17 protein-coding genes are annotated in these 18635 nt (G+C 69.6%); 7 read left to right on the top strand and 10 right to left on the bottom strand.

The window, feature by feature from the left end; all coding sequences use genetic code 11:
* Window positions 1-628, top strand: a 628-nt coding sequence (locus K338_RS0100005; protein ID WP_022916130.1) for a cytochrome c oxidase subunit I, incomplete at its 5' end; no start/stop codon positions are given.
* Window positions 629-693: 65 nt separating this feature from the next.
* The gene (locus K338_RS0100010; protein WP_027286259.1) at window positions 694-1092 is read left to right on the top strand and encodes a cytochrome c oxidase subunit 4; all 399 of its coding nucleotides are present in this window, start codon (window positions 694-696) and stop codon (window positions 1090-1092) included.
* Window positions 1093-1533: 441 nt separating this feature from the next.
* Here K338_RS0100010 and K338_RS0100015 read toward each other — a convergent pair whose 3' ends face one another.
* The 5 genes from K338_RS0100015 to ctaE form a co-directional block, all read right to left on the bottom strand.
* Window positions 1534-2145 carry a superoxide dismutase gene (locus K338_RS0100015; RefSeq protein WP_022916132.1) on the bottom strand — a complete coding sequence of 204 codons (612 nt, stop codon included), beginning with the start codon at window positions 2143-2145 and terminating at the stop codon, window positions 1534-1536.
* Window positions 2146-2276: 131 nt separating this feature from the next.
* Window positions 2277-3986, bottom strand: coding sequence for a cytochrome bc1 complex cytochrome b subunit (gene qcrB / locus K338_RS0100020; protein WP_022916133.1), 1710 nt, complete (start codon window positions 3984-3986; stop codon window positions 2277-2279).
* The gene (qcrA, locus tag K338_RS0100025; protein ID WP_022916134.1) at window positions 3983-5038 is read right to left on the bottom strand and encodes a cytochrome bc1 complex Rieske iron-sulfur subunit; all 1056 of its coding nucleotides are present in this window, start codon (window positions 5036-5038) and stop codon (window positions 3983-3985) included. Before qcrA ends, qcrB begins: the two co-directional genes overlap by 4 nt.
* Entirely contained in the window at window positions 5035-5814 is a 780-nt protein-coding gene (qcrC, locus tag K338_RS0100030; RefSeq protein WP_022916135.1) for a cytochrome bc1 complex diheme cytochrome c subunit, read from the bottom strand. The genes qcrA and qcrC overlap by 4 nt, the downstream gene beginning before the upstream one ends.
* A 53-nt stretch (window positions 5815-5867) precedes the next feature.
* A complete protein-coding gene (gene ctaE, locus K338_RS0100035) occupies window positions 5868-6515 on the bottom strand; it encodes an aa3-type cytochrome oxidase subunit III (RefSeq protein ID WP_022916136.1) in 648 nt (215 codons plus the stop codon).
* A 275-nt stretch (window positions 6516-6790) separates the two neighbouring features.
* Between ctaE and K338_RS0100040 the strand changes: the two genes are divergently transcribed.
* Together K338_RS0100040 and trpD are read left to right on the top strand one after the other, a co-directional pair.
* Window positions 6791-7228 (top strand): response regulator transcription factor, encoded by a 438-nt coding sequence (locus K338_RS0100040; RefSeq protein WP_022916137.1) that lies wholly within the window; start codon window positions 6791-6793, stop codon window positions 7226-7228.
* A gap of 18 nt (window positions 7229-7246) precedes the next feature.
* Window positions 7247-8296: an anthranilate phosphoribosyltransferase gene (trpD, locus tag K338_RS0100045; protein ID WP_245542868.1), complete on the top strand. Its 1050-nt coding sequence runs from the start codon at window positions 7247-7249 to the stop codon at window positions 8294-8296.
* Between the two features lie 161 nt (window positions 8297-8457).
* On the opposite strand, the gene K338_RS0100050 is transcribed toward trpD, so the two are convergent.
* The 4 genes from K338_RS0100050 to K338_RS24185 all read right to left on the bottom strand — a co-directional run bounded on the left by K338_RS0100050 (window position 8458) and on the right by K338_RS24185 (window position 13237).
* Window positions 8458-8739: an Lrp/AsnC family transcriptional regulator gene (locus K338_RS0100050; protein ID WP_022916139.1), complete on the bottom strand. Its 282-nt coding sequence runs from the start codon at window positions 8737-8739 to the stop codon at window positions 8458-8460.
* Between the two features lie 77 nt (window positions 8740-8816).
* Window positions 8817-10586: a DEDD exonuclease domain-containing protein gene (locus K338_RS19520; protein WP_084480500.1), complete on the bottom strand. Its 1770-nt coding sequence runs from the start codon at window positions 10584-10586 to the stop codon at window positions 8817-8819.
* Window positions 10587-10712: 126 nt separating this feature from the next.
* Window positions 10713-12530 (bottom strand): AMP-dependent synthetase/ligase, encoded by a 1818-nt coding sequence (locus K338_RS0100060; protein ID WP_022916141.1) that lies wholly within the window; start codon window positions 12528-12530, stop codon window positions 10713-10715.
* A 77-nt stretch (window positions 12531-12607) separates the two neighbouring features.
* Window positions 12608-13237: an AdipoR/hemolysin III family protein gene (locus tag K338_RS24185; RefSeq protein WP_157612122.1), complete on the bottom strand. Its 630-nt coding sequence runs from the start codon at window positions 13235-13237 to the stop codon at window positions 12608-12610.
* Window positions 13238-13412: 175 nt separating this feature from the next.
* On the opposite strand from K338_RS24185, the gene K338_RS0100070 reads away from it, so the two are divergent.
* The 3 genes from K338_RS0100070 to K338_RS0100080 all read left to right on the top strand — a co-directional run bounded on the left by K338_RS0100070 (window position 13413) and on the right by K338_RS0100080 (window position 16681).
* The gene (locus tag K338_RS0100070; protein ID WP_040652542.1) at window positions 13413-14651 is read left to right on the top strand and encodes a pyrophosphate--fructose-6-phosphate 1-phosphotransferase; all 1239 of its coding nucleotides are present in this window, start codon (window positions 13413-13415) and stop codon (window positions 14649-14651) included.
* Window positions 14652-14714: 63 nt separating this feature from the next.
* Window positions 14715-16067 carry a class II 3-deoxy-7-phosphoheptulonate synthase gene (locus tag K338_RS0100075; RefSeq protein ID WP_022916144.1) on the top strand — a complete coding sequence of 451 codons (1353 nt, stop codon included), beginning with the start codon at window positions 14715-14717 and terminating at the stop codon, window positions 16065-16067.
* On the top strand, window positions 16067-16681 hold the full coding sequence (locus K338_RS0100080) for a molybdopterin-dependent oxidoreductase (RefSeq protein WP_022916145.1): 615 nt from the start codon (window positions 16067-16069) through the stop codon (window positions 16679-16681). The genes K338_RS0100075 and K338_RS0100080 overlap by 1 nt, the downstream gene beginning before the upstream one ends.
* A 29-nt stretch (window positions 16682-16710) precedes the next feature.
* Here K338_RS0100080 and pknB read toward each other — a convergent pair whose 3' ends face one another.
* A complete protein-coding gene (pknB, locus tag K338_RS0100085) occupies window positions 16711-18630 on the bottom strand; it encodes a Stk1 family PASTA domain-containing Ser/Thr kinase (RefSeq protein WP_022916146.1) in 1920 nt (639 codons plus the stop codon).
* Window positions 18631-18635 lie beyond the last annotated feature (5 nt).

The raw sequence follows: 18635 nt of genomic DNA on the forward strand, positions 1-18635 counted from the left end.
CACGTTCCTGTTCGGCGGGTTGACCGGCGTGATCCTGGCCAGTCCGCCGCTGGACTTCCACGTGACCGACACGTACTTCGTGGTGGCCCACTTCCACTACGTGGTCTTCGGCACCGTGGTGTTCGCGATGTTCGCCGGGTTCTACTTCTGGTGGCCGAAGTTCACCGGCAAGATGCTCGACGACAAGCTCGGCAAGATCCACTTCTGGATGCTGTTCTTCGGCTTCCACGGCACGTTCCTGATCCAGCACTGGCTGGGCGTGATGGGCATGCAGCGCCGCATCCCGGACTACCTGCCGGAACCGGACTTCGTCTGGATGAACCAGGTGTCCACCATCTCCGCCATGCTGCTGGCGATCTCGACGCTGCCGTTCCTGTGGAACGTGTACAACACCTGGCGGCACGCACCGAAGGTCACCGTGGACGACCCGTGGGGCCACGGGAACTCCCTGGAGTGGGCCACCTCCTGCCCGCCGCCGCGGCACAACTTCGTCACCCTGCCGCGGATCCGTTCCGAGCGACCGGCCTTCGACCTGCACCACCCCGAGGTGTTCGCCCTGGACCACGCCGAGCCCGACCCGGCTCTGGTGGGTGGCGGCACCGGTAGCAAGGAAGGACAGACCAAGTGAGTACCCGGGTACGCAAGCCGCGGCAGACGGGCTCGCACCAGCCGCGCACCGAGCCGTACAAGCCGATGCGACCCGAGGCGGTGTTCTTCGTGGCCCTGGTGTTCTTCTTCGTGCCGGTGTTCCTGCTGTACGGCTTCTGGTCGTCCTGGGAGCCAGTCGGATCCACGATCCTGCTGCTGTGCGTCGGGCTGTGGGGGATGACCGGCGCCTACCTGATGATCGTCGGCAAGCGCATCGACCCCCGGCCGGAGGACGACCCGGTGGCCGAGATTGCTGACGGGGCCGGCGAGTACGGCCACTTCTCCCCGTGGAGCTGGTGGCCGCTGGTGATCGCCATCGGGGTGACCCTGGCGTTCCTGGGGGCTGCGGCCGGCTGGTGGGTCACCTACCTCGGCTTCGCCGTCGGTCTCGGTGGTCTGGTCGGGCACGTGCTGGAGTACAACCGCGGCCCGCACGCGCACTGACCCCCGGACGGAGCACCGCCCGCTCGCTGGACGTTCCCTGGTCCCCTCAGGCAGAGGGAACCAGGGAGCGTCGGCACATGTGTGCGGCTCCGGCGGCCACAGCCCCTCCTGGACGTTCCAGGGCAGCGCGCGGCACAGCGAGCGCAGCCGCTGCTGCCGCGCTGGTGGGGATTGTTGCAGCGCAGGTGCGGCTGCGGCGCGGGGAGACGATCTGGGGAGGCACAGACCGTTGCTCAGGTGGTCGACGGCTGCGACGCAGCGGTGCTGCTTGGCCGCATGTCAGAGGACGGCGGAGCGCACCAGCCGGGCACCGTGGCACGCTCATGGTGCCCGGTCGGGCATGCGCCACGCACGAGACGCGGCAGTCCCCGCACCTTTTCGGGTGCGGGGACTGCCGCGTGGAGGTTCGTCTGACGCGGCGGAGCCGCGCCACGGACGGACTCAGAGGGTGTTCTGTGCGCGCGCCTTCTCGAGGCGGGCAGCCACGTCCTGCCAGTTGGCGATGTTCCAGAACGCCTTGACGTAGTCCGCCTTGACGTTGAGGTAGTCCAGGTAGAACGCGTGCTCCCACATGTCCAGCATGAGGATCGGGGTGATCGACACCGGCACGTTGGACTGCTGGTCGTACAGCTGGAAGATCGCCAGCCGCTGGCCGAGGCTGTCCCAGCCGAGAACTGACCAGCCGGAGCCCTGGATGCCGGTCGCAGCTGCCGCGAAGTGCGCCTGGAAGGCCTCGAAGGATCCGAAGAACTCGGTGATCGCGGCGGCGAGCTCACCGTCCGGCTGGCCACCACCGTCGGGGGAGAGGTTGTTCCAGAAGACGGTGTGGTTGATGTGCCCGCCGAGGTTGAACGCGAGGTTCTTCTCGTGCAGGTTCACCGCGGCCAGGTCACCGCTCTCCCGTGCTGCCTCGAGCTTCTCCAGTGCAGTGTTCGCACCGGTGACGTACGCCTGGTGGTGCTTGTCGTGGTGGAGCTGCATGATCTTGCCGGAGATGTGCGGCTCGAGCGCCGCGTAGTCGTACGGCAGGTCAGGAAGCGTGTACTGCGCCATCGGGGTCCTCCCATTCGTCGTGGGCTTGCTGCTGCACGGCTGCGCGAGCCGTGCTCACCGGTTCAGATCGGTACCGATCTGAGCCGGAGGGACTAACACTCCCACCATAGGCACGTTCGGGCCCGATCCGCTCAGTGCGTCCGCGCCTCGATCTGCCCGGCTGAGTCTTCGGATGTGATCTCCTCGTGCGCCTCGGTGGCCGGCAGCTCGTCGTGCTCGCCGTGCGACTGCGCGGCCGCCAGCTCCGCCGGGGTGACCGGCTCGATGCGGTCCTCGTAGAAGAACTGGGAGAGCTTCTGCCAGCGACGCTCCTTCTTGTACCCCGGCCGGGCGACGCCGTTCGCGTCCTCGGGCGGATCGATCTGCAGCGGTGCGGGCGAGTCGTGGCTGACCAGCAGCCACCGCTCGTACTCGTCCAGCGGCTGGTGCACCTCGATGAACTCACCGGAGGCGAACCGCACGATCCTGCCGGTCTCGTGCCCGTGCAGGGCCAGCTCACGATCCTTGCGCTGCAGGCCGAAGCAGATGCGTTTGGTCACCAGGAAGGTCACCACCGGTAGCACGAAGAACAGGATCCGGAAGATCCAGGTGATCAGGTTCAGCGAGACGTTGAAGTGGGTGGCGATCAGGTCGTTGGCACCAGCTCCGATGAGCACGAACCAGACCGCCAGGAAACCGGCGCCGAGGGCGGTACGGGTGGCCGCATTCCGCGGACGGTCCAGCAGGTGGTGCTCACCGGTGTCCTTGGTGACGGCCCGCTCGATGAACGGGTACAGCCCAAGGAAGGTGAACAGCAGGCCGGGAAGAATCACGCCGGGGATGAGGATGGCCAGGGACAGCGTGAAGCCGCCGATCACCACCTCGAGGCCGGGCATGAGCCGCAGTGACCCTTCCAGGAAGAGCATGTACCAGTCCGGCTGAGCTCCGGCGGAGACCACGGACGGGTCATAAGGGCCGTAGTTCCAGACGGAGTTGATGCTCATTGTCGCGCCCATCAGGGCGATGACACCGAAGACGATGAAGAAGAACCCACCCGCCTTGGCGGTGTAGATCGGGAACAGCGGGAACCCGACCACGTTCTTCTGCGTGCGACCCGGACCCGGGTACTGGGTGTGCTTGTGCCACACGATGAGGAACAGGTGCACTGCGATCAGCGCGAGGATGAGTCCCGGCACCAGCAGGATATGCACGGTGAACAGCCGCGGGATGATGTCGTCGCCCGGGAACTCACCGCCGAAAAGTGCGAAGCTGACGTAGGAGCCGATGATCGGGATGGCCAGCGCCACACCGTCGGCGATGCGCAGACCGTTGCCGGAGAGGACATCGTCGGGCAGGGAGTAGCCGGAGAAGCCGGCGAGCAGCCCCATGATCAGCAGGGTGAAGCCGACCAGCCAGTTCAGCTCACGCGGGCGCCGGAACGCGCCGGTGAAGAAGATCCGCAGCATGTGGACGACCATGGCGCCCACGAACAGCAGCGCCGCCCAGTGGTGGATCTGCCGCATCAGCAGACCGCCACGCACGTGGAAGGACATGTGAATGGTGGAGGCGTACGCCTCCGACATCTGCACGCCCTGCATCGTGACCGGCAGCGCATCGGTGGGGTAGTGGGTCTCGGCCATGCTCGGCACGAAGAACATCGTCAGGAACGTGCCGGAGATGAGCAGCACGATGAAGCTGTACAGCGCGATCTCGCCGAGCAGGAAGGACCAGTGGTCCGGGAAGATCTTGCGCGCGAACTCCTTGACGATCTTGGAGATGCCCACGCGCGTGTCCAAGAAGTCGGCCGCAGCCGCCAGGCGCGGGTCCGCCTTCTCAGCCGGTGCGTTGGTTGCGGCAGTCATCGTTCACGCTCCCAAAAGCTCGGTCCGACAGGCTCGTGGAAGTCACTCTGGGCGTACAGGTAGCCTTCCTCGTCGACGGTGATCGGCAGCTGGGGCAGCGGCCGTTTCGCCGGGCCGAAGATCACCTTCGCCTGGTCGGTGATGTCGAAGGTCGACTGGTGGCACGGGCAGAGCACGTGGTGCGTCTGCTGCTCGTACAGCGCCACCGGGCAGCCCACGTGGGTGCAGACCTTGGAGTAGGCCACGATCCCGTCGTAGGACCAGTCCTTCTTCTCCTCCGGCTCCTTCAGCAACTTCGGGTCGAGGCGCATCAGGATGACGACCGCCTTGGTCTTCTCCTCGAGGAAGTTCTCCTCTTCCTCCAACCGCCACGGCTGCACGTGCACCATGGAGCCGCGGGTCACCTCGGAGGCCTTGATCCGGCGGTCGGTCGGGTCGGTCGCCAGGTAGCGCCGCCCGCCCCCAGGCGCGGAGGCCCAGGCCGTGTGCCGGAACTTGGAGATGTCCCAGTCGCCGCCCAGGTTCCCGATGAGCGGCACCAGGAACGACAGAGGGGCGATGGCGACCGCCGTGCCCAAGGCCCCCTTGATCAGGGGACGGCGGGCGATGGCGGAGTCCTCGACGCCTTCGCGCATGATGTCGACCGCCTCGGCCCGGGTAGCGTCGTCCCCCCGCTGTGGGTGCCGCTCCTCGACCTTCTCGTGGTCGTTCATCAGGGTCTTCGCCCAGTGCACGGCACCGACACCGATGCCGAGCATGCCTAGGCCCAGACCGAGCCCGATCACCAGGGTGGACATCCGCACGTTGCCGACCTGGAGGCCGTCCACCGGGAAGGCGAAGAAGCCCCAGATGGCGGCGATCGTGGCGATGATCGAGATGACGAAGAGCACGACCACCTGGTGCTCGGAGCGCTTGTTCGCCTTCGGGTCCTCGTCGCCGAGCCGCGGCCGGTGCGGCGGTAGTCCAGGGTTCTCGAAGCGCTCCGGGTGCTCGACCTCGCCAGACTCGCTCTGCTGCAGGTCGTGGGAGCCGCGTGGCTGCTCGATGCTCATGAGGAACGCGCTCCGATCCACACGGCGAACCCGATCAGGACCGACATGCCGATGGCGAACGCCCACAGGCCCTCGGACACCGGACCCAGGGCACCGAGGCTGAAGCCACCGGGGCTGGGCTCACGCTGCTCCATCAGGTAGGCGATGATGTCGCGCTTGTCGTCCGGGGTGAGGGTGGCGTCGTTGAACACCGGCATCGACTGCGGGCCGGTGAGCATGGCCTCGTACAGCTCGGTGGGCGTCGAGTCGTACAGCGGCGGGGCGTGCTTGCCGTTGGTCAGCGCACCGCCAGCACCGACCGCGTTGTGGCACATCGCGCAGTTGGTGCGGAAGATCAGCCCGCCGTTGGCGGCATCGCCCAGCGCCGGGTCCACCTGCTCCTCGCTGGGGATGCCGGGGCCGGCACCCAGCGAGGCGACGTAGGCAGCCAGCTGCTGGGTCTCCGCCTCGTCGAACTGGGGTGGCTTCGCCTCAGCCTGCGGCTGGTTGGCATCCATCGGCATCCGGCCGGTGGCGACCTGGAAGTGCACCGACGCTGCGCCCACGCCGATCAGCGACGGCCCGTGGTCCGTGCCCTGGGCATTCATCCCGTGGCAGGTGGAACAGTTCGCGATGAACAGTTTCTCGCCGGCCTCGACCTCGCCGGCGCTGGGCGTCTCCGCCTGGGCAGGGGAGGGGGCGAGCGCGGCGTAGACCACGCCGGTGAACAGCAGAGCCAGCGTCATCAGGACGACGGGCGCCAGCCGGTGCCGTCTGCCTGCCGCTAAAGCCTTCACTTCTACGAATCCTCGAATCACGTGGGGACAGATTTACCGATGACAGGTGGGTGCTACAGCAGGAACGGGAGCAGGTAGATCGTGCCGAACAGGACGATCCACACGGCATCGACGAAGTGCCAGTAGTAGGAAACCACCAGGGCGAACGTCGCGTCGCGCTCGTTGAAGCGGTCGCTGGAGAAGCCGCGCAGCAGCACGAACAAGAAGGCGATCAGCCCACCGAGCACGTGCAAGCCGTGGAAGCCGGTGGGGATGAAGAACACCGAGCCGTAGCTGGAGTTGGCGATGGTCAGACCGTTGTGCACCAGCTCGGCGTACTCGTACACCTGGCCGGCGATGAAGAAGGAGCCCATCAGGAAGCTCAGGATGTACCACTCCTGCATACCCCACCGGGTCACCTGCCACAACGGCCCGCTGCGCACCTTGCGGAACTCCTCCGCCGCCCACACGCCCATCTGGCAGGTGACCGAGCTGAGCACCAGGATGAGCGTGTTGATGGACGCGAACGTGACGTTGTGGAACCCGTGCCCGCGGGCCCAGACCTCGGGTCCGGCCACCGCCTGGTGGGTGAAGTACATCGCGAACAGACCCGCGAAGAACATCAGCTCGGAGGAGAGCCAGACGATCGTGCCGACCTGGGTCAGGTTCGGCCGGTTGACCGCCAGACGAGGGGCAGGGGGAGGAGAAGTTGCAGACGACACGATGTCATTATGGCGGTTCTTCGACAGTGGTGTGCACCTTCGCCAGCCCGTGTTGCGACTTTCTCGCACGGGGCCGCGGCAAAACGGCTACGCCACGGCCGGGGCGCGTCAGCGGTGGTGACGTCGGCTGCTGCTGGGTGGCTGCGATCGAGGGTCGGGTCCCGAGGGCGACGCGCACCTGGCGGGCTGCTCGGGCAGCATGGCCGAGGTGGCTAGGATGAGGGTGGAGTCAACGGTGTAGCCCGGGCGCCATGCCGCGGGCCGGAAGGATCACGATGACCGCGGTAGTTCGGGAGGACGCCATGGCGCCCAAGGGTGAGCAGACCGAGCAGGAGGCTGTCTCGGTGCTGTTGTACAGCGACGACGTCACCACCCGGGAGCAGGTGCTCACCGGGGTGGGCCGGCGGGCGTCGTTCGACACTCCCCGGATCCGCTGGCACGAGGCCGCCACGCCGGCCGCCGTCGTGGACTACGTGGAGAACCGCAGCTACGACCTGCTGGTGCTCGACGGCGAGGCCGCCAAGTTCGGGGGGATGGGCCTGTGCCGCACCCTGAAGTCCGAGATCTACCAGTGTCCACCGATCCTGCTGCTGATCGCTCGCGCAGAGGACGCGTGGCTGGCCGCGTGGTCCGAGGCGGATGCCGTGGTGTCCATGCCGTTGGACCCGATCGAGCTGCAGGAGACGATCGCCGACATGATCCGGCGCCGGTGAGCCGTGGGTGCCGGTGAGGTGACCTGGGCCGACCTGACCACCCGTCTGATCGGCGGTGCTGACCTCGGACCGGAGGAGACCCGCTGGGCGATGAACGAGGTGATGGCGGGCAACGCCCACCCGATCGCTCTCGGCGGGTTCCTGGTGGCGCTACGGGCCAAGGGTGAGACCGTGCCGGAGGTGCGCGGTCTGGCCGACGAGATGGTGGCGCACGCGGTACCGGTGGCGATCGACCGGGACGCCGTGGACGTCGTGGGCACCGGCGGTGATCGGCACCGCAGTGTGAACGTGTCCACCATGGCGGCCCTGGTGGTGGCCGGAACCGGCACGAAGGTGGTCAAGCACGGCAACCGTGCCTCCTCCTCGGCCAGCGGCTCGGCCGACGTGCTCGAAGCTCTCGGTGTGCGCCTGGAGCTGTCCGCAGCACGCGCCGCCGAGATGGTGCAGGCGGCCGGTATCACGTTCCTGTTCGCGAACTCCTTCCACCCCAGCTTCCGGCACGCGGCCGCCACCCGGCGGGAGCTCGGTGTAGCCACCGCCTTCAACATCCTGGGGCCGTTGACGAACCCGGCACGGCCGCGCGCCGGCGCGATCGGGGTGGCGGACGCACGGATGGCCCCGCTGGTAGCCGGAGTGTTCGCCGACCGCGGCACGTCCACGCTGGTGTTCCGCAGCGAGGACGGACTCGACGAGATCGCTACCACCGCCCCGGTGCGCATCTGGGAGGTCACCGGAGCCAGCGGGGGGCAGGTGGTCGAGCACCTGGTCGACCCGGTGGCCGCGTTCGGGCTGCCGCGGGCAACGCTCGAGGACCTGCGCGGCGGCACACCGGAACAGAACGCTCAGGTCGTCCGTGACCTGCTGGCCGGAGCGCCCGGTCCGGTGCGGGACACGGTGCTGCTGAACTCCGCGGCCGCGTTGGTGGCGCACGCGAGGCTGGCGGGTACTGCTTCCGGCTCGCTCACCGACCGGCTGGCCGCCGGGCTGGAGCACGCCCGCCGCTCGATCGACGAAGGCAGGGCGGCTGCGACGCTCGCTGCGTGGGTGGCCGCGAGCCAGGAGGACTAGAGGCAGGGCTCCCGGGACGCGGTCGATACCTGCCCTGCCGGTGCGATACCGCAGAGCACTACCTGGCGCAGCACGTCTCGCGTGGATCGATTCACGGCAGGTCCGGAGACTGGCAGGCCGGGAGGAAGGGCGAGCGGGAGGACAGAACGGAACGGGCCAGGTCAGTCGTCCAGGCCGAGGGCGAAGGCGGCGTCCAGGTCGTGCTTGGAGTAGGTCTGGAAGGCGATGTAGGTCTGCGTGCGGACCACTCCGTCGATCTTGCTGATCTGGTCGGCGATCACCCCGGCGAGGTCCTCGTGCTGGGCAACCCGCACCATCGCGATCAGGTCCACGTCCCCGGTGACCGAGAACGCCTCGGTCACCCCGGGCAGCTCCGCGACCTGCCCGGCCACCTCCGGGATGCTGTCAGCTTCGGTGTCGATGAGAACGATCGCGGTGATCATGGCGGCTCCCTCGGGCGTACGTACGGCGGGTCGGTGGTTCCACCGCAGAGCCTAACCGCTGCGGGCCGGTCAGCCGGTCAGCCGGTCAGGTCCTCCAGGTGCCGTTGGGCACCGTCGACGGGCACCGACCAGCCGGGACCGTCAGCGGCGTCCAGGTCGCACTCGATCAGCCGTGTGCCGGGCCGCTCCAACCAGTCCGCGAGCAGCGCGGTCTCCTCGTCGCTGGCCGGTCCTGCGAGCGTGTCGGTGTCCAAGACCTGCTCCCCGGTCTCGCGCAGCGACTCCACTGCCGGCATCGGTGAACGGCCCGGGGGTGTGACCACGGTGCCGGCGAACCTGCCGTACCGCACGAGCACGATCTCCCAGCCGCCGACGGTCCCGCGCCGGGCGGCCAGGACCTGCCGGGCCCGGCGCAACGGCCCCAACCGTTCGGCTCGGGCGGCGGTGCGCAGGTAGGCCAGCAGCTGGTCCCGCCGGGCGGCCGCCTCCTCGTAGCGTTCCTGGGCGCTGAGCCGGGCCAGGATGCCACGCATGTGCTGCACCACGGTCCCGGCATCGCCGGTGAGCACCCGCTGCGCACGCGCCACCCGCTCGGCGTAGTCGGTGCCGGTGTGCACGCACGGTGCCGCACACCGGCCCAGCTCGAGCAGGATGCAGGCGTTCGCTCCGGCCGCGGGGACCCGCGGCAGGGGAGCGGTGCAGGTGCGCAGCCCGGTGGCGGCGACGATCGCCTCCACCGCCGAGGACGCGCTGGCCCGGGAGGGGAACGGACCCAGGCTGGCTCCGCCGTCGACCTTGGGCGCGCTCCGGGCGACCGAGAGCCGCGGGTATGCCTCGGCGGTCAGCCGCACCCAGGGACGTCGGTGCGGTGCGCGGGAGCGGCGGTTGTAGCGCGGTTCGTGCTCGGCGATCGCACGCAGCTCCCGCACGGCCGCCTCCAGCGGGGTGGCGCACGGGATCGGGCGCACCGCGGTCGCCAGGTCCACCATCTCCCCGATCCGGGCGCGCTTCTCGGCTGCGGTGAAGTAGGAGCGCACCCGGCGGCGCAGGTTGGTCGCGGTGCCCACGTACAGCACCTCGCGCCGCGGACCGAGGAACAGGTACACCCCGGGTCTGGTGGGCAGGTCGTCGGCGAGGGTGGCCTTGCGCCGCCGCGCAGGCGGGACCGGGTCGGCCGCGGTAGCCAGGTCCTCGAGGTGCGTCAGTCCCAGGGACGACATCCGCGCGAACAGTCCGTGCAGCACGTCCACAGTGGCGCGTGCGTCGGTCAGCGCCCGGTGGTCGGGAGTGACCTCGGTACGGAACAGTGCGGCCAGGGTGCCCAGCTTGTGGTTCGGTGCCTCGTCCCGGGTGACCACCCGGCGGGCGAGGGCGAGCGTGTCCACCACGCGTGGGCGAGGCCAGTCCAGGTCCAGTCGGGCAGCGGCTGCCTTGAGGAAGCCGACGTCGAACCGGGCGTTGTGCGCCACCAGCACCGCATCGCCGAGGAACTCCAGGAATGCTGGCAGCACGGCAGAGATGCGCGGTGCGGTCATCACCATCGCGTTGGTGATCCCGGTCAGCATCGTGATCGTCGGTGGGATGCCCACACCGGGGTTCACCAGGGTCTGGAACTCCCCGAGGTTCTCCCCGCCGCGTACCTTCACCGCCCCGATCTCGGTGATCGCCGACTCCCGGGCGGAGCCGCCGGTGGTCTCCAGGTCCACGACCACGAAGGTGGCGTCGAACAGCGGGGTGCCGATGTCCGCCAGGCCGAGCTGCACCGGCTGCCCGATGGCGCCCGTACCCGCATCCGGTCGGTCGATCCGGCCACCGGGGCGGGCGGCGGTGAACAGGCTTGCACGCATCGGCATCACGGTAACCCCGGCCGCTGACAACCTGGCGGAGGAGCCACCGTCAGCGTGACAGTCCTACGCATGCGACCTCGGCTGTGCGGCGAGCTCTCGTGCGTAGGACTGTCGATACCGCCGGTGCTACGCCTTCTCGCCGGCTCGCTCCGCAGCGGCCCGCTCGTACAGGCGATCGATCCGGTCGGCGAAGTCGCGCAGCACCAGGTTGCGCTTCACGCTGAGCTTCGGGGTCAGGTAGTCGTCCAGGGTGAAGTCTTCCTCGAGGACCTCGTACCTGCGGATCGACTCCGCGCGGGAGACCGCCCGGTTCGCCCGGTCGATCGCCCCTTGCAGCGCTTCGGCCACCTGTGGGTGTGCAGCCGCCTCGGTGACGCTCATCTCCGGCAGACCGTGGTTGGACAACCAGGTGGGCAGCATCTCCGCGTCCAGGGTGATCAGCGCGGCGATGAACGGACGCTGGTCACCGACCACGACGCACTGGCTGACCAACGGGTGCCCCCGGAGCCGGTCCTCGAGCACGGAGGGCTGCACGTTCTTGCCGCCGGCGGTGACGATCAGCTCCTTCTTCCGGCCGGTGATCCGCAAGTACCCGTCGGCGTCGATCTCGCCGAGGTCACCGGTGTGGAACCAGCCGTCGGTGATCGCTTCGGCATCGGCGTCCGGGTTGTTGTGGTAGCCCCGGAAGTTCGCGATGCCCCGGGTGAGGATCTCGTCGTCCTCGTCGATCTTCAACGACACGCCGGGCAGGGCCGGGCCGACGGTGCCGATCTTGGACCGGGCGGGCACGTTCACCGTCACCGGGGCGGTGGTCTCGGTCAGCCCGTACCCCTCCAGCACCCGGATACCCACCCCGCGGAAGAAGTGCCCGAGCCGCTCACCCAGCGGGGCGCCGCCGGAGATGGCGAACTCCGCCTGCCCGCCGAGCGCTTCGCGGATCTTGTGCAGCACCAGCGTGTCGGCCACCTTGTACTTGGCCTTCAGCAGCACACCCGGCCCACCGGTGTCCAGCGACCGGGAGTAGTCGGTGGAGACCTTCGCCGCCCAGCGGAAGATCTTCACCTTCCCGCCTGCGGCGGCCTTCTGCTCCGAGGAGTTGTACACCTTCTCGAACACCCGGGGCACGGACAGGATGAACGTGGGCCGGAAGGTGGCGATGTTCGGCAGCAGCGTGGCCGTGTCCGACACGTGCCCGATCGGCACACCCGCGCAGACGGTGAGCACGGAGACGAACCGGGCGAACACGTGCGCCAGCGGCATGAACAGCAGCGTGCGGGCGCCGTCGTGCAGGATCTCCGCACCGAGCGCGGCGGTGGCGTTGCGGGTGAGCTCGACGAAGTTGCTGTGCGTCAGCTCCACCCCCTTGGGTCGGCCGGTGGTGCCGGAGGTGTAGATCACCGTGGCCAGGTCCTCCAGCCGGAGCGCGTCGTAGCGCTCGCGCACCTGGGCGTCGGTGACCTCGCTGCCGGCTGCGGTGAGGGTGCCCAGGGCGTCCTCGTCGATCACCCAGACCGTGATGTCCCGGCCGATCTGCTCAGCAGCCTCGGCCACGGTCTGGGCGTGCGCGGTGGACTCCACCAGCACCCGGTCGGCGCCGGAGTCCTGCAGGATCCAGGCGGCCTGCTCCACGGACGAGGTCTCGTAGATCGGCACGGTGACCGCACCGGCGTACCAGATCGCGAAGTCCGCGATGGTCCACTCGGCGCGGGTGCGGGACATGATCGCCACCCGGTCGCCGGGCTGCACCCCGGAGCCGATCAGGCCGCGGGCCAGGCCGAGCACCTGCTGGTGCAGCTCGGCAGCAGTGACCGGCGTCCACCCCTCCCCGGCGGGCAGCTCCAGCAGCACCCGCTCGGGCTCCTTGGCCGCCCAGTCCACCAGCAGGTCCGGGATGGACATCTCGGCGGGAGTCTCGACCATCAGTGGGGACTCGGCGTGGGACATGGGCTGGCTCCTTCGACAGGACGGGGGTGCTGAGCACAGCCTAACCGGCAGCGGCGCCGGTCGGCGCCCTCCCGGGGTCAGAGCACAGCGCCGTCGTCGTCGTCGGAGTCCCGCCGCCCGCGGGGCATCCGCCAGAACAGCACGAGCCACCCGGCCAGCGACGCGGCCACCGCGGACAGGTAGAGCCAGCTGGGTGCCGCCGTCCAGAAGATGAGCAGCAGCACGGTCAGGATCGGCCCGCCCAGCGCCATGCACCAGGCGAGCGTGGGCAACGGGTCGGTGGCACCGATCGGTGGGGGTTCCGGCGGGGTGTATCCCTCGTCCTCGTCCTCCGGCGGTTCGTAGTCGCGCGGGCCGGGCGCGCCGGCACCCGGGGTGCTGCGGGGCAGGTCTCCGAGCCGCGGTGCTCCGGGGACCACCGACGACGGCGGTCGCCCGCTGTGGTCGGTGTCCTCACCGGCTGTGGGGGTGCTCGGGGAGGTATCGTCCGGGGCCCGGTCGCCACCGGTACGGCCACCGGCACTGCGGGGCGGGTCCTGCCGAGGTGGGGGAGCGGCGTCGGCACCGGGACCAGGGGCCTCGTTGCCCAGACCGGCCAGGTCGGACAGCCCGGCGGTGATCTGCTCCCACTCCCGCTGCACATCGGCGTCTGTGGGCTCGCGACGCCCCCGACGTCCGTCGCCCTCGTCGGAAGTTCCACCGGCCATGGGGCCACTGTACGGCGGACGGCGGCGCTCGGCGCTCCCGGTGATCAGTAGCATGGGCGCAGGCGTCGTCCGGGCGACTGCTGGGCACCTGCACGAGTGGTGCCCGCGCCCGGCGACCTGTTCCCACCGGCTCCTGGCAGCCGTGCCCACCCGCAACTGGAAAGGCTCGCCCACCATGACCACCACTGCGCCGATCCGCCGGATCGCCCTGCTCACCGCCGGCGGCTTCGCCCCGTGCCTGTCCGCCGCTGTGGCGGGGTTGGTGCGCCGCTACTCCGAGGTGCTGCCGGATGCGGAGATCATCGCCTACCAGTACGGCTACCACGGGCTGCTCACCGGCACCTTCGAGGTGATCGGTGCCGAGGCGCGCGCGGCGATCGACGTGCTGGACAACTTCGGCGGCAGCCCGATCGGCAACAGCCGGGTGAAGCTGACCAACGCGAAGAACCTGATCGAGCGCGGTCTGGTCCGCGAGGGGCAGGACCCCCTGCAGGTGGCGGCGGAGCAGCTGCGCGCCGACGGTGTGGACGTGCTGCACACGATCGGTGGCGACGACACCAACACCACTGCCGCGGACCTGGCCGCCTACCTGGAGGAGCACGGGTACCACCTGACCGTCGTCGGCCTGCCGAAGACCATCGACAACGACATCATCCCGATCAAGCAGTCCCTCGGGGCGATCACCGCTGCCGAGCAGGCCTCCCGGTTCGCGCAGAACATCATCGGTGAGCACCGGTCGAACCCGCGGATGCTGATCGTGCACGAGGTGATGGGTCGCCACTGTGGCTGGCTGACCGCTGCGGCCGCACAGGACTACCGCTCCTGGCTGGACCGCCAGAGGTGGAACCCGGCCCTCGGGCTCACTCGGGAACGCTGGGACGTGCACGCCGTCTTCCTGCCGGAGCTGAAGCTGGACATGCAGGCCGAGGCACAGCGCCTGCGCGCCATCATGGACGAGATCGGCAACGTGAACATCTTCCTCTCCGAGGGCGCCGGGGTGCCGGAGATCATCGCAGAGCTGGAGGCGGCGGGCGAGGAGGTCCAGCGCGACCCGTTCGGGCACGTCAAGCTGGACACCATCAACCCGGGCGCCTGGTTCGCCAAGCAGTTCGCGGACCTGATCGGTGCGGAGAAGACGATGGTGCAGAAGAGCGGCTACTTCTCCCGCTCGGCCGCGGCGAACCAGCAGGACCTGGAGCTGATCCGCACCATGACCGACCTGGCGGTGGACACGGCGGTCGCCGGTGAGTCCGGGGTGATCGGGCACGACGAGGAGAACGGTGACCAGCTGAGTGCGATCGCCTTCCCGCGGATCGCCGGCGGCAAGGCGTTCGACGTCAGCCAGTCCTGGTTCACCGACATGCTCGCCGACATCGGTCAGGACGTGCAGCCGGCACCGCCCGCTGAGCACTGAGCCCGGGTCCGCACCTCGGACGGCGGTCCAGGGGCCGGTCCGCTCGGGCCTATCCTGGTGCGCGTGAGCGTTCTACCTGATCCCGCCGTCGTCGCCGGCCTGGACCACTGGCGCCAGCTCGAGGCCAGGCAGCAGCCCACCTGGCCGGACGCTGGTGCCCTGCACGAGGCCACCACCCGGCTAGCCGAGGTTCCGCCCCTGGTGTTCGCCGGGGAGGCGGACCGGCTGCGTGAGCTGCTCGCCGCAGCCTCCCGTGGTGAGGCGTTCCTGCTGCAGGGCGGCGACTGCGCCGAGACGTTCGCCGAGCTGAGCGCGGACAGCATCCGGGACAAGATCAAGACGATCCTGCAGATGGCGGTGGTGCTCACCTACGGGGCGAGCATGCCGGTGATCAAGATGGGCCGGATGGCCGGTCAGTACGCCAAGCCGCGCAGCTCGGACACCGAGACCCGGGACGGGCAGACGCTGCCGGCCTACCGGGGCGACATCATCAACGACTACGCCTTCACCCCGGCCTCCCGCATCCCGGACCCGCAGCGGCTGCTGGAGGCCTACCACAACTCGGCCACCACGCTGAACCTGATCCGGGCGTTCACCCAGGGCGGGTTCGCCGACCTGCGGCTGGTGCACGACTGGAACCGCGGTTTCATGACCAACCCGGCCTACGCCCAGTACGACGCGTTCGCCACCGAGATCGACCGTGCCATCCGGTTCATGAAGGCCGCAGGCGCCGACTTCGACGCGCTGCGCACCGTGGAGTTCTTCTCCAGCCACGAAGGCCTGCTGCTGGACTACGAGCGTCCGCTCACCAGGATCGACTCCCGCACCGGGCACCCGTACGACTGCTCGGCCCACTTCCTGTGGATCGGGGAGCGCACCCGACAGCTGGACGGGGCACACGTGGACTTCTTCTCCCGCGTGCACAACCCGATCGGCGTCAAGCTCGGGCCCACCACCACAGTGGACGATGCGCTGGCGCTGATGGACACGCTGAACCCGGAGGGCGAGGCAGGTCGGCTGACGTTCGTCTCCCGGATGGGGGCGAGCAAGATCCGCGACCTGCTGCCCGCGCTGGTGGAGGGAGTGAAGGCGGACGGACGCCCGGTGACCTGGGTGTGCGACCCGATGCACGGGAACGGTTTCACCTCCGACAACGGCTACAAGACGCGCCGGTTCGCCGACGTGATCGACGAGGTACGCGGCTTCTTCGAGGTGCACCGTGCCGCGGGCACCGTCCCGGGCGGGCTGCACGTGGAGCTCACCGGCTCGGACGTGACCGAGGTCCTCGGCGGGAGCGAGGAGATCGACCAGGAAGCCCTCACCCGCCGGTACGAGACCCGGGTCGACCCTCGCCTGAACCACCAGCAGTCGCTGGAGATGGCTTTTCTGGTGGCGGAGATGCTGCGAGGGTCTTGATGTCCTCAGCCGCGGACCAGCCACACCACAGCGGCGCTCTGCCGCCAGGTCAGCACTGGCGCGACGAACCGGAGATCATGCACTACGGCCCCGTCCCGCCGCTGCGCCCGGACCGGTGGACGTTCGTGCTGGGCGGTGCCACCGCGGACGGGTTGGAGCACACCTTCGAGTGGGCCGACCTGGCTGCCCTGCCCCGGCAGGACCTGGTGGCGGACATGCACTGCGCCACCCGGTGGAGCGCGGCGGGGCTGCACTGGGCCGGGCCGCGCGCGCTCGATGTCATCGCCCTGGCACCGCCGGCACCGGAGGTCGCCAGCGTGCTGGTCTTCGCCGAGTACGGCTACGCCGCGAACGTGCCGTTGGCGGACCTGCGCCGGCCCACCACGCTGCTGGCCACCACGCTGGACGGTGTGCCGCTCACCCCCGAGCGCGGGGCCCCGATGCGGCTGGTGATCCCGCACCTGTACACCTGGAAGGGGCCGAAGTGGGTACGGGGCTGGAACTACCTCGGTGCCGAGGACACCGACCTCGGGTTCTGGGAGCAGCGCGGCTACCACCGGCGCGGGCACGCCTGGCAGGAGCAGCGCTACGACTACCAGGGGGAGCATCCCTGAGCACGGCTAGTCCCGCCGTCACCGGCTGGTCAGACCACGGTGAGCACGATGACCGTGCCCGCTGGAACTCTCTCCCCAGCCGCCACCGACTGGTTGCGCACGGTGCCGAACACCCCACCGAAGACGTCCTCGCGCTGCACGTCGAACCCCAGCTCGGTCAGCTGGTCCTCGGCGTCGCTGTACTGCATCCCGAACACGTCGGGCACCTCGAACAGCTCCGGTCCCCGGGAGAGGGTCAGGTGCACCACGTCCCCGCGTAGGGCATCGCCGGTGACGGTCTGGGAGACCACGTGCCCCTCGGGGACCGTGTCGTGGTAGACGCGCTCGTCGACCTGCGGGACCGCACCTGCGTCGTCGAGGGCCGCAGCGGCGTCCTCCTCGCTCTCCCCGGTGACGTCCGGCACCGTGATCGGCTCCTTGCCGCGGGAGACGGTGACCGTCACCTCGGTGTCGTGGCGCACCTGCTCACCGGGCGCCGGATCGGTGCTGATCACCACCCCCTCGGCGACGTCCTGGTGGTAGACGCGGTCGACCGGGGCGACGGTGAACCCTTCTGCCTCGAGCGTGGCCAGCGCCTCGTCCTCGGGTTGCTCGGTGACGGCCGGCACAGTGAGCATCTGCACCCCGCGGGAGACCACCAGCTGGACCTGACCGTCACGGCGGACGTCGTGACCGGGACCGGGGTCGGTGCTGATCACCTGCCCCTCGGGGACGTCGTCGGAGAAGGTGGTGTCCACCGCATAGTCCAGCGCACGGTCGGTGAGCGTGGCCTGGGCCTGTTCCTGCGGGGCACCGACTAGGTCCGGTACCTGCGTATAGGCTCCGGGGCCGATCGTCAGGTACCACCAGGTGCCACCGCCACCCAGTGCGGCCAGCAGCAGCACCACGAGCAGCACCAGCAGCACGCGGCGACCCCGCACCCTCCGGCGCGGCGTCGGGTCTTCGTCCTCGTCGCGGGTGAGCGGCACAGCACCGATCGGCAGGGCGATCGTGCCGGTGTGCCCGACGGCGGTGGTCACCTCGGCCTGCACGTCGCCGGTCTCCGGGCTGCTGGGCGTGGGCGGATCCTCGGGCACGTCTGCGCGCCGGTCCAGGTCGTGCGCGTCCAGCGAGGTGCGCACGCGGTGCACGAGCGAGCGGGCGGCACCTGCGTCTGCCGGCCGGTCCGCCGGGTCCTTGGCGGTGAGGGCTGCGACCAGCTCGTCCACCTGGTCCGGCAGCCAGAGGATCTCCTCCGAGGGGGCGGGCACCTGGCCGTGCACGTGCTGGTAGGCCACCTGGATCGGTGTCTCGCCCTGGAACGGCTGGTGCCCGGTGAGCAGCTCGTACAGCATCGCGCCCACGGCGTAGACGTCCGCGCGGGCGTCTGCCTCACCGTTGGTGACGATCTCGGGGGAGAGGTAGGCGACTGTGCCCAGCAGGCTTCCGGTGGTGGCCACGGTGGCCTCGGAGACCGCGCGGGCCAGGCCGAAGTCGGCGACCTTCACCTCACCGTCGGTGGTGATGAGGATGTTCTCCGGCTTGACGTCCCGGTGCACCAGGCCCGCCCGGTGCGCCGCGGCGAGTGCATCGAGCACCCGTTCGACGGTCTGCAGTGCTTCGCCGACCGGCAGCACCCCGCGGCGCCGGAGCAGTGCGCGCAGGTTGGTGCCGTCGACGAACTCCATCGTGAGGTAGTTGAGCTCGTCCGTGCTGCCCTGGTCGTAGACACCGACCACACCGGGGTGGGCCAGCCGGGCGGCCGCACGCGCCTCCCGGCGGAACCGGGCGGCCACGTCCACACCGTCGGCCAGGTGCGGGTGCATCACCTTCAGCGCCACCACCCGGTCCAGCCGGCGGTCCAGGGCGCGGTAGACGGTGGCCATCCCGCCGCGCGCGATGCGCGCAGTGATCTCGTACCGGCTGTCGACCAGGCGGCCGATCAGCGGGTCGGAGACAGTGGTGGCCATGTGCG

It is taken from the genome of Ruania albidiflava DSM 18029 (assembly GCF_000421225.1).
Lineage (GTDB): Bacteria > Actinomycetota > Actinomycetes > Actinomycetales > Beutenbergiaceae > Ruania > Ruania albidiflava.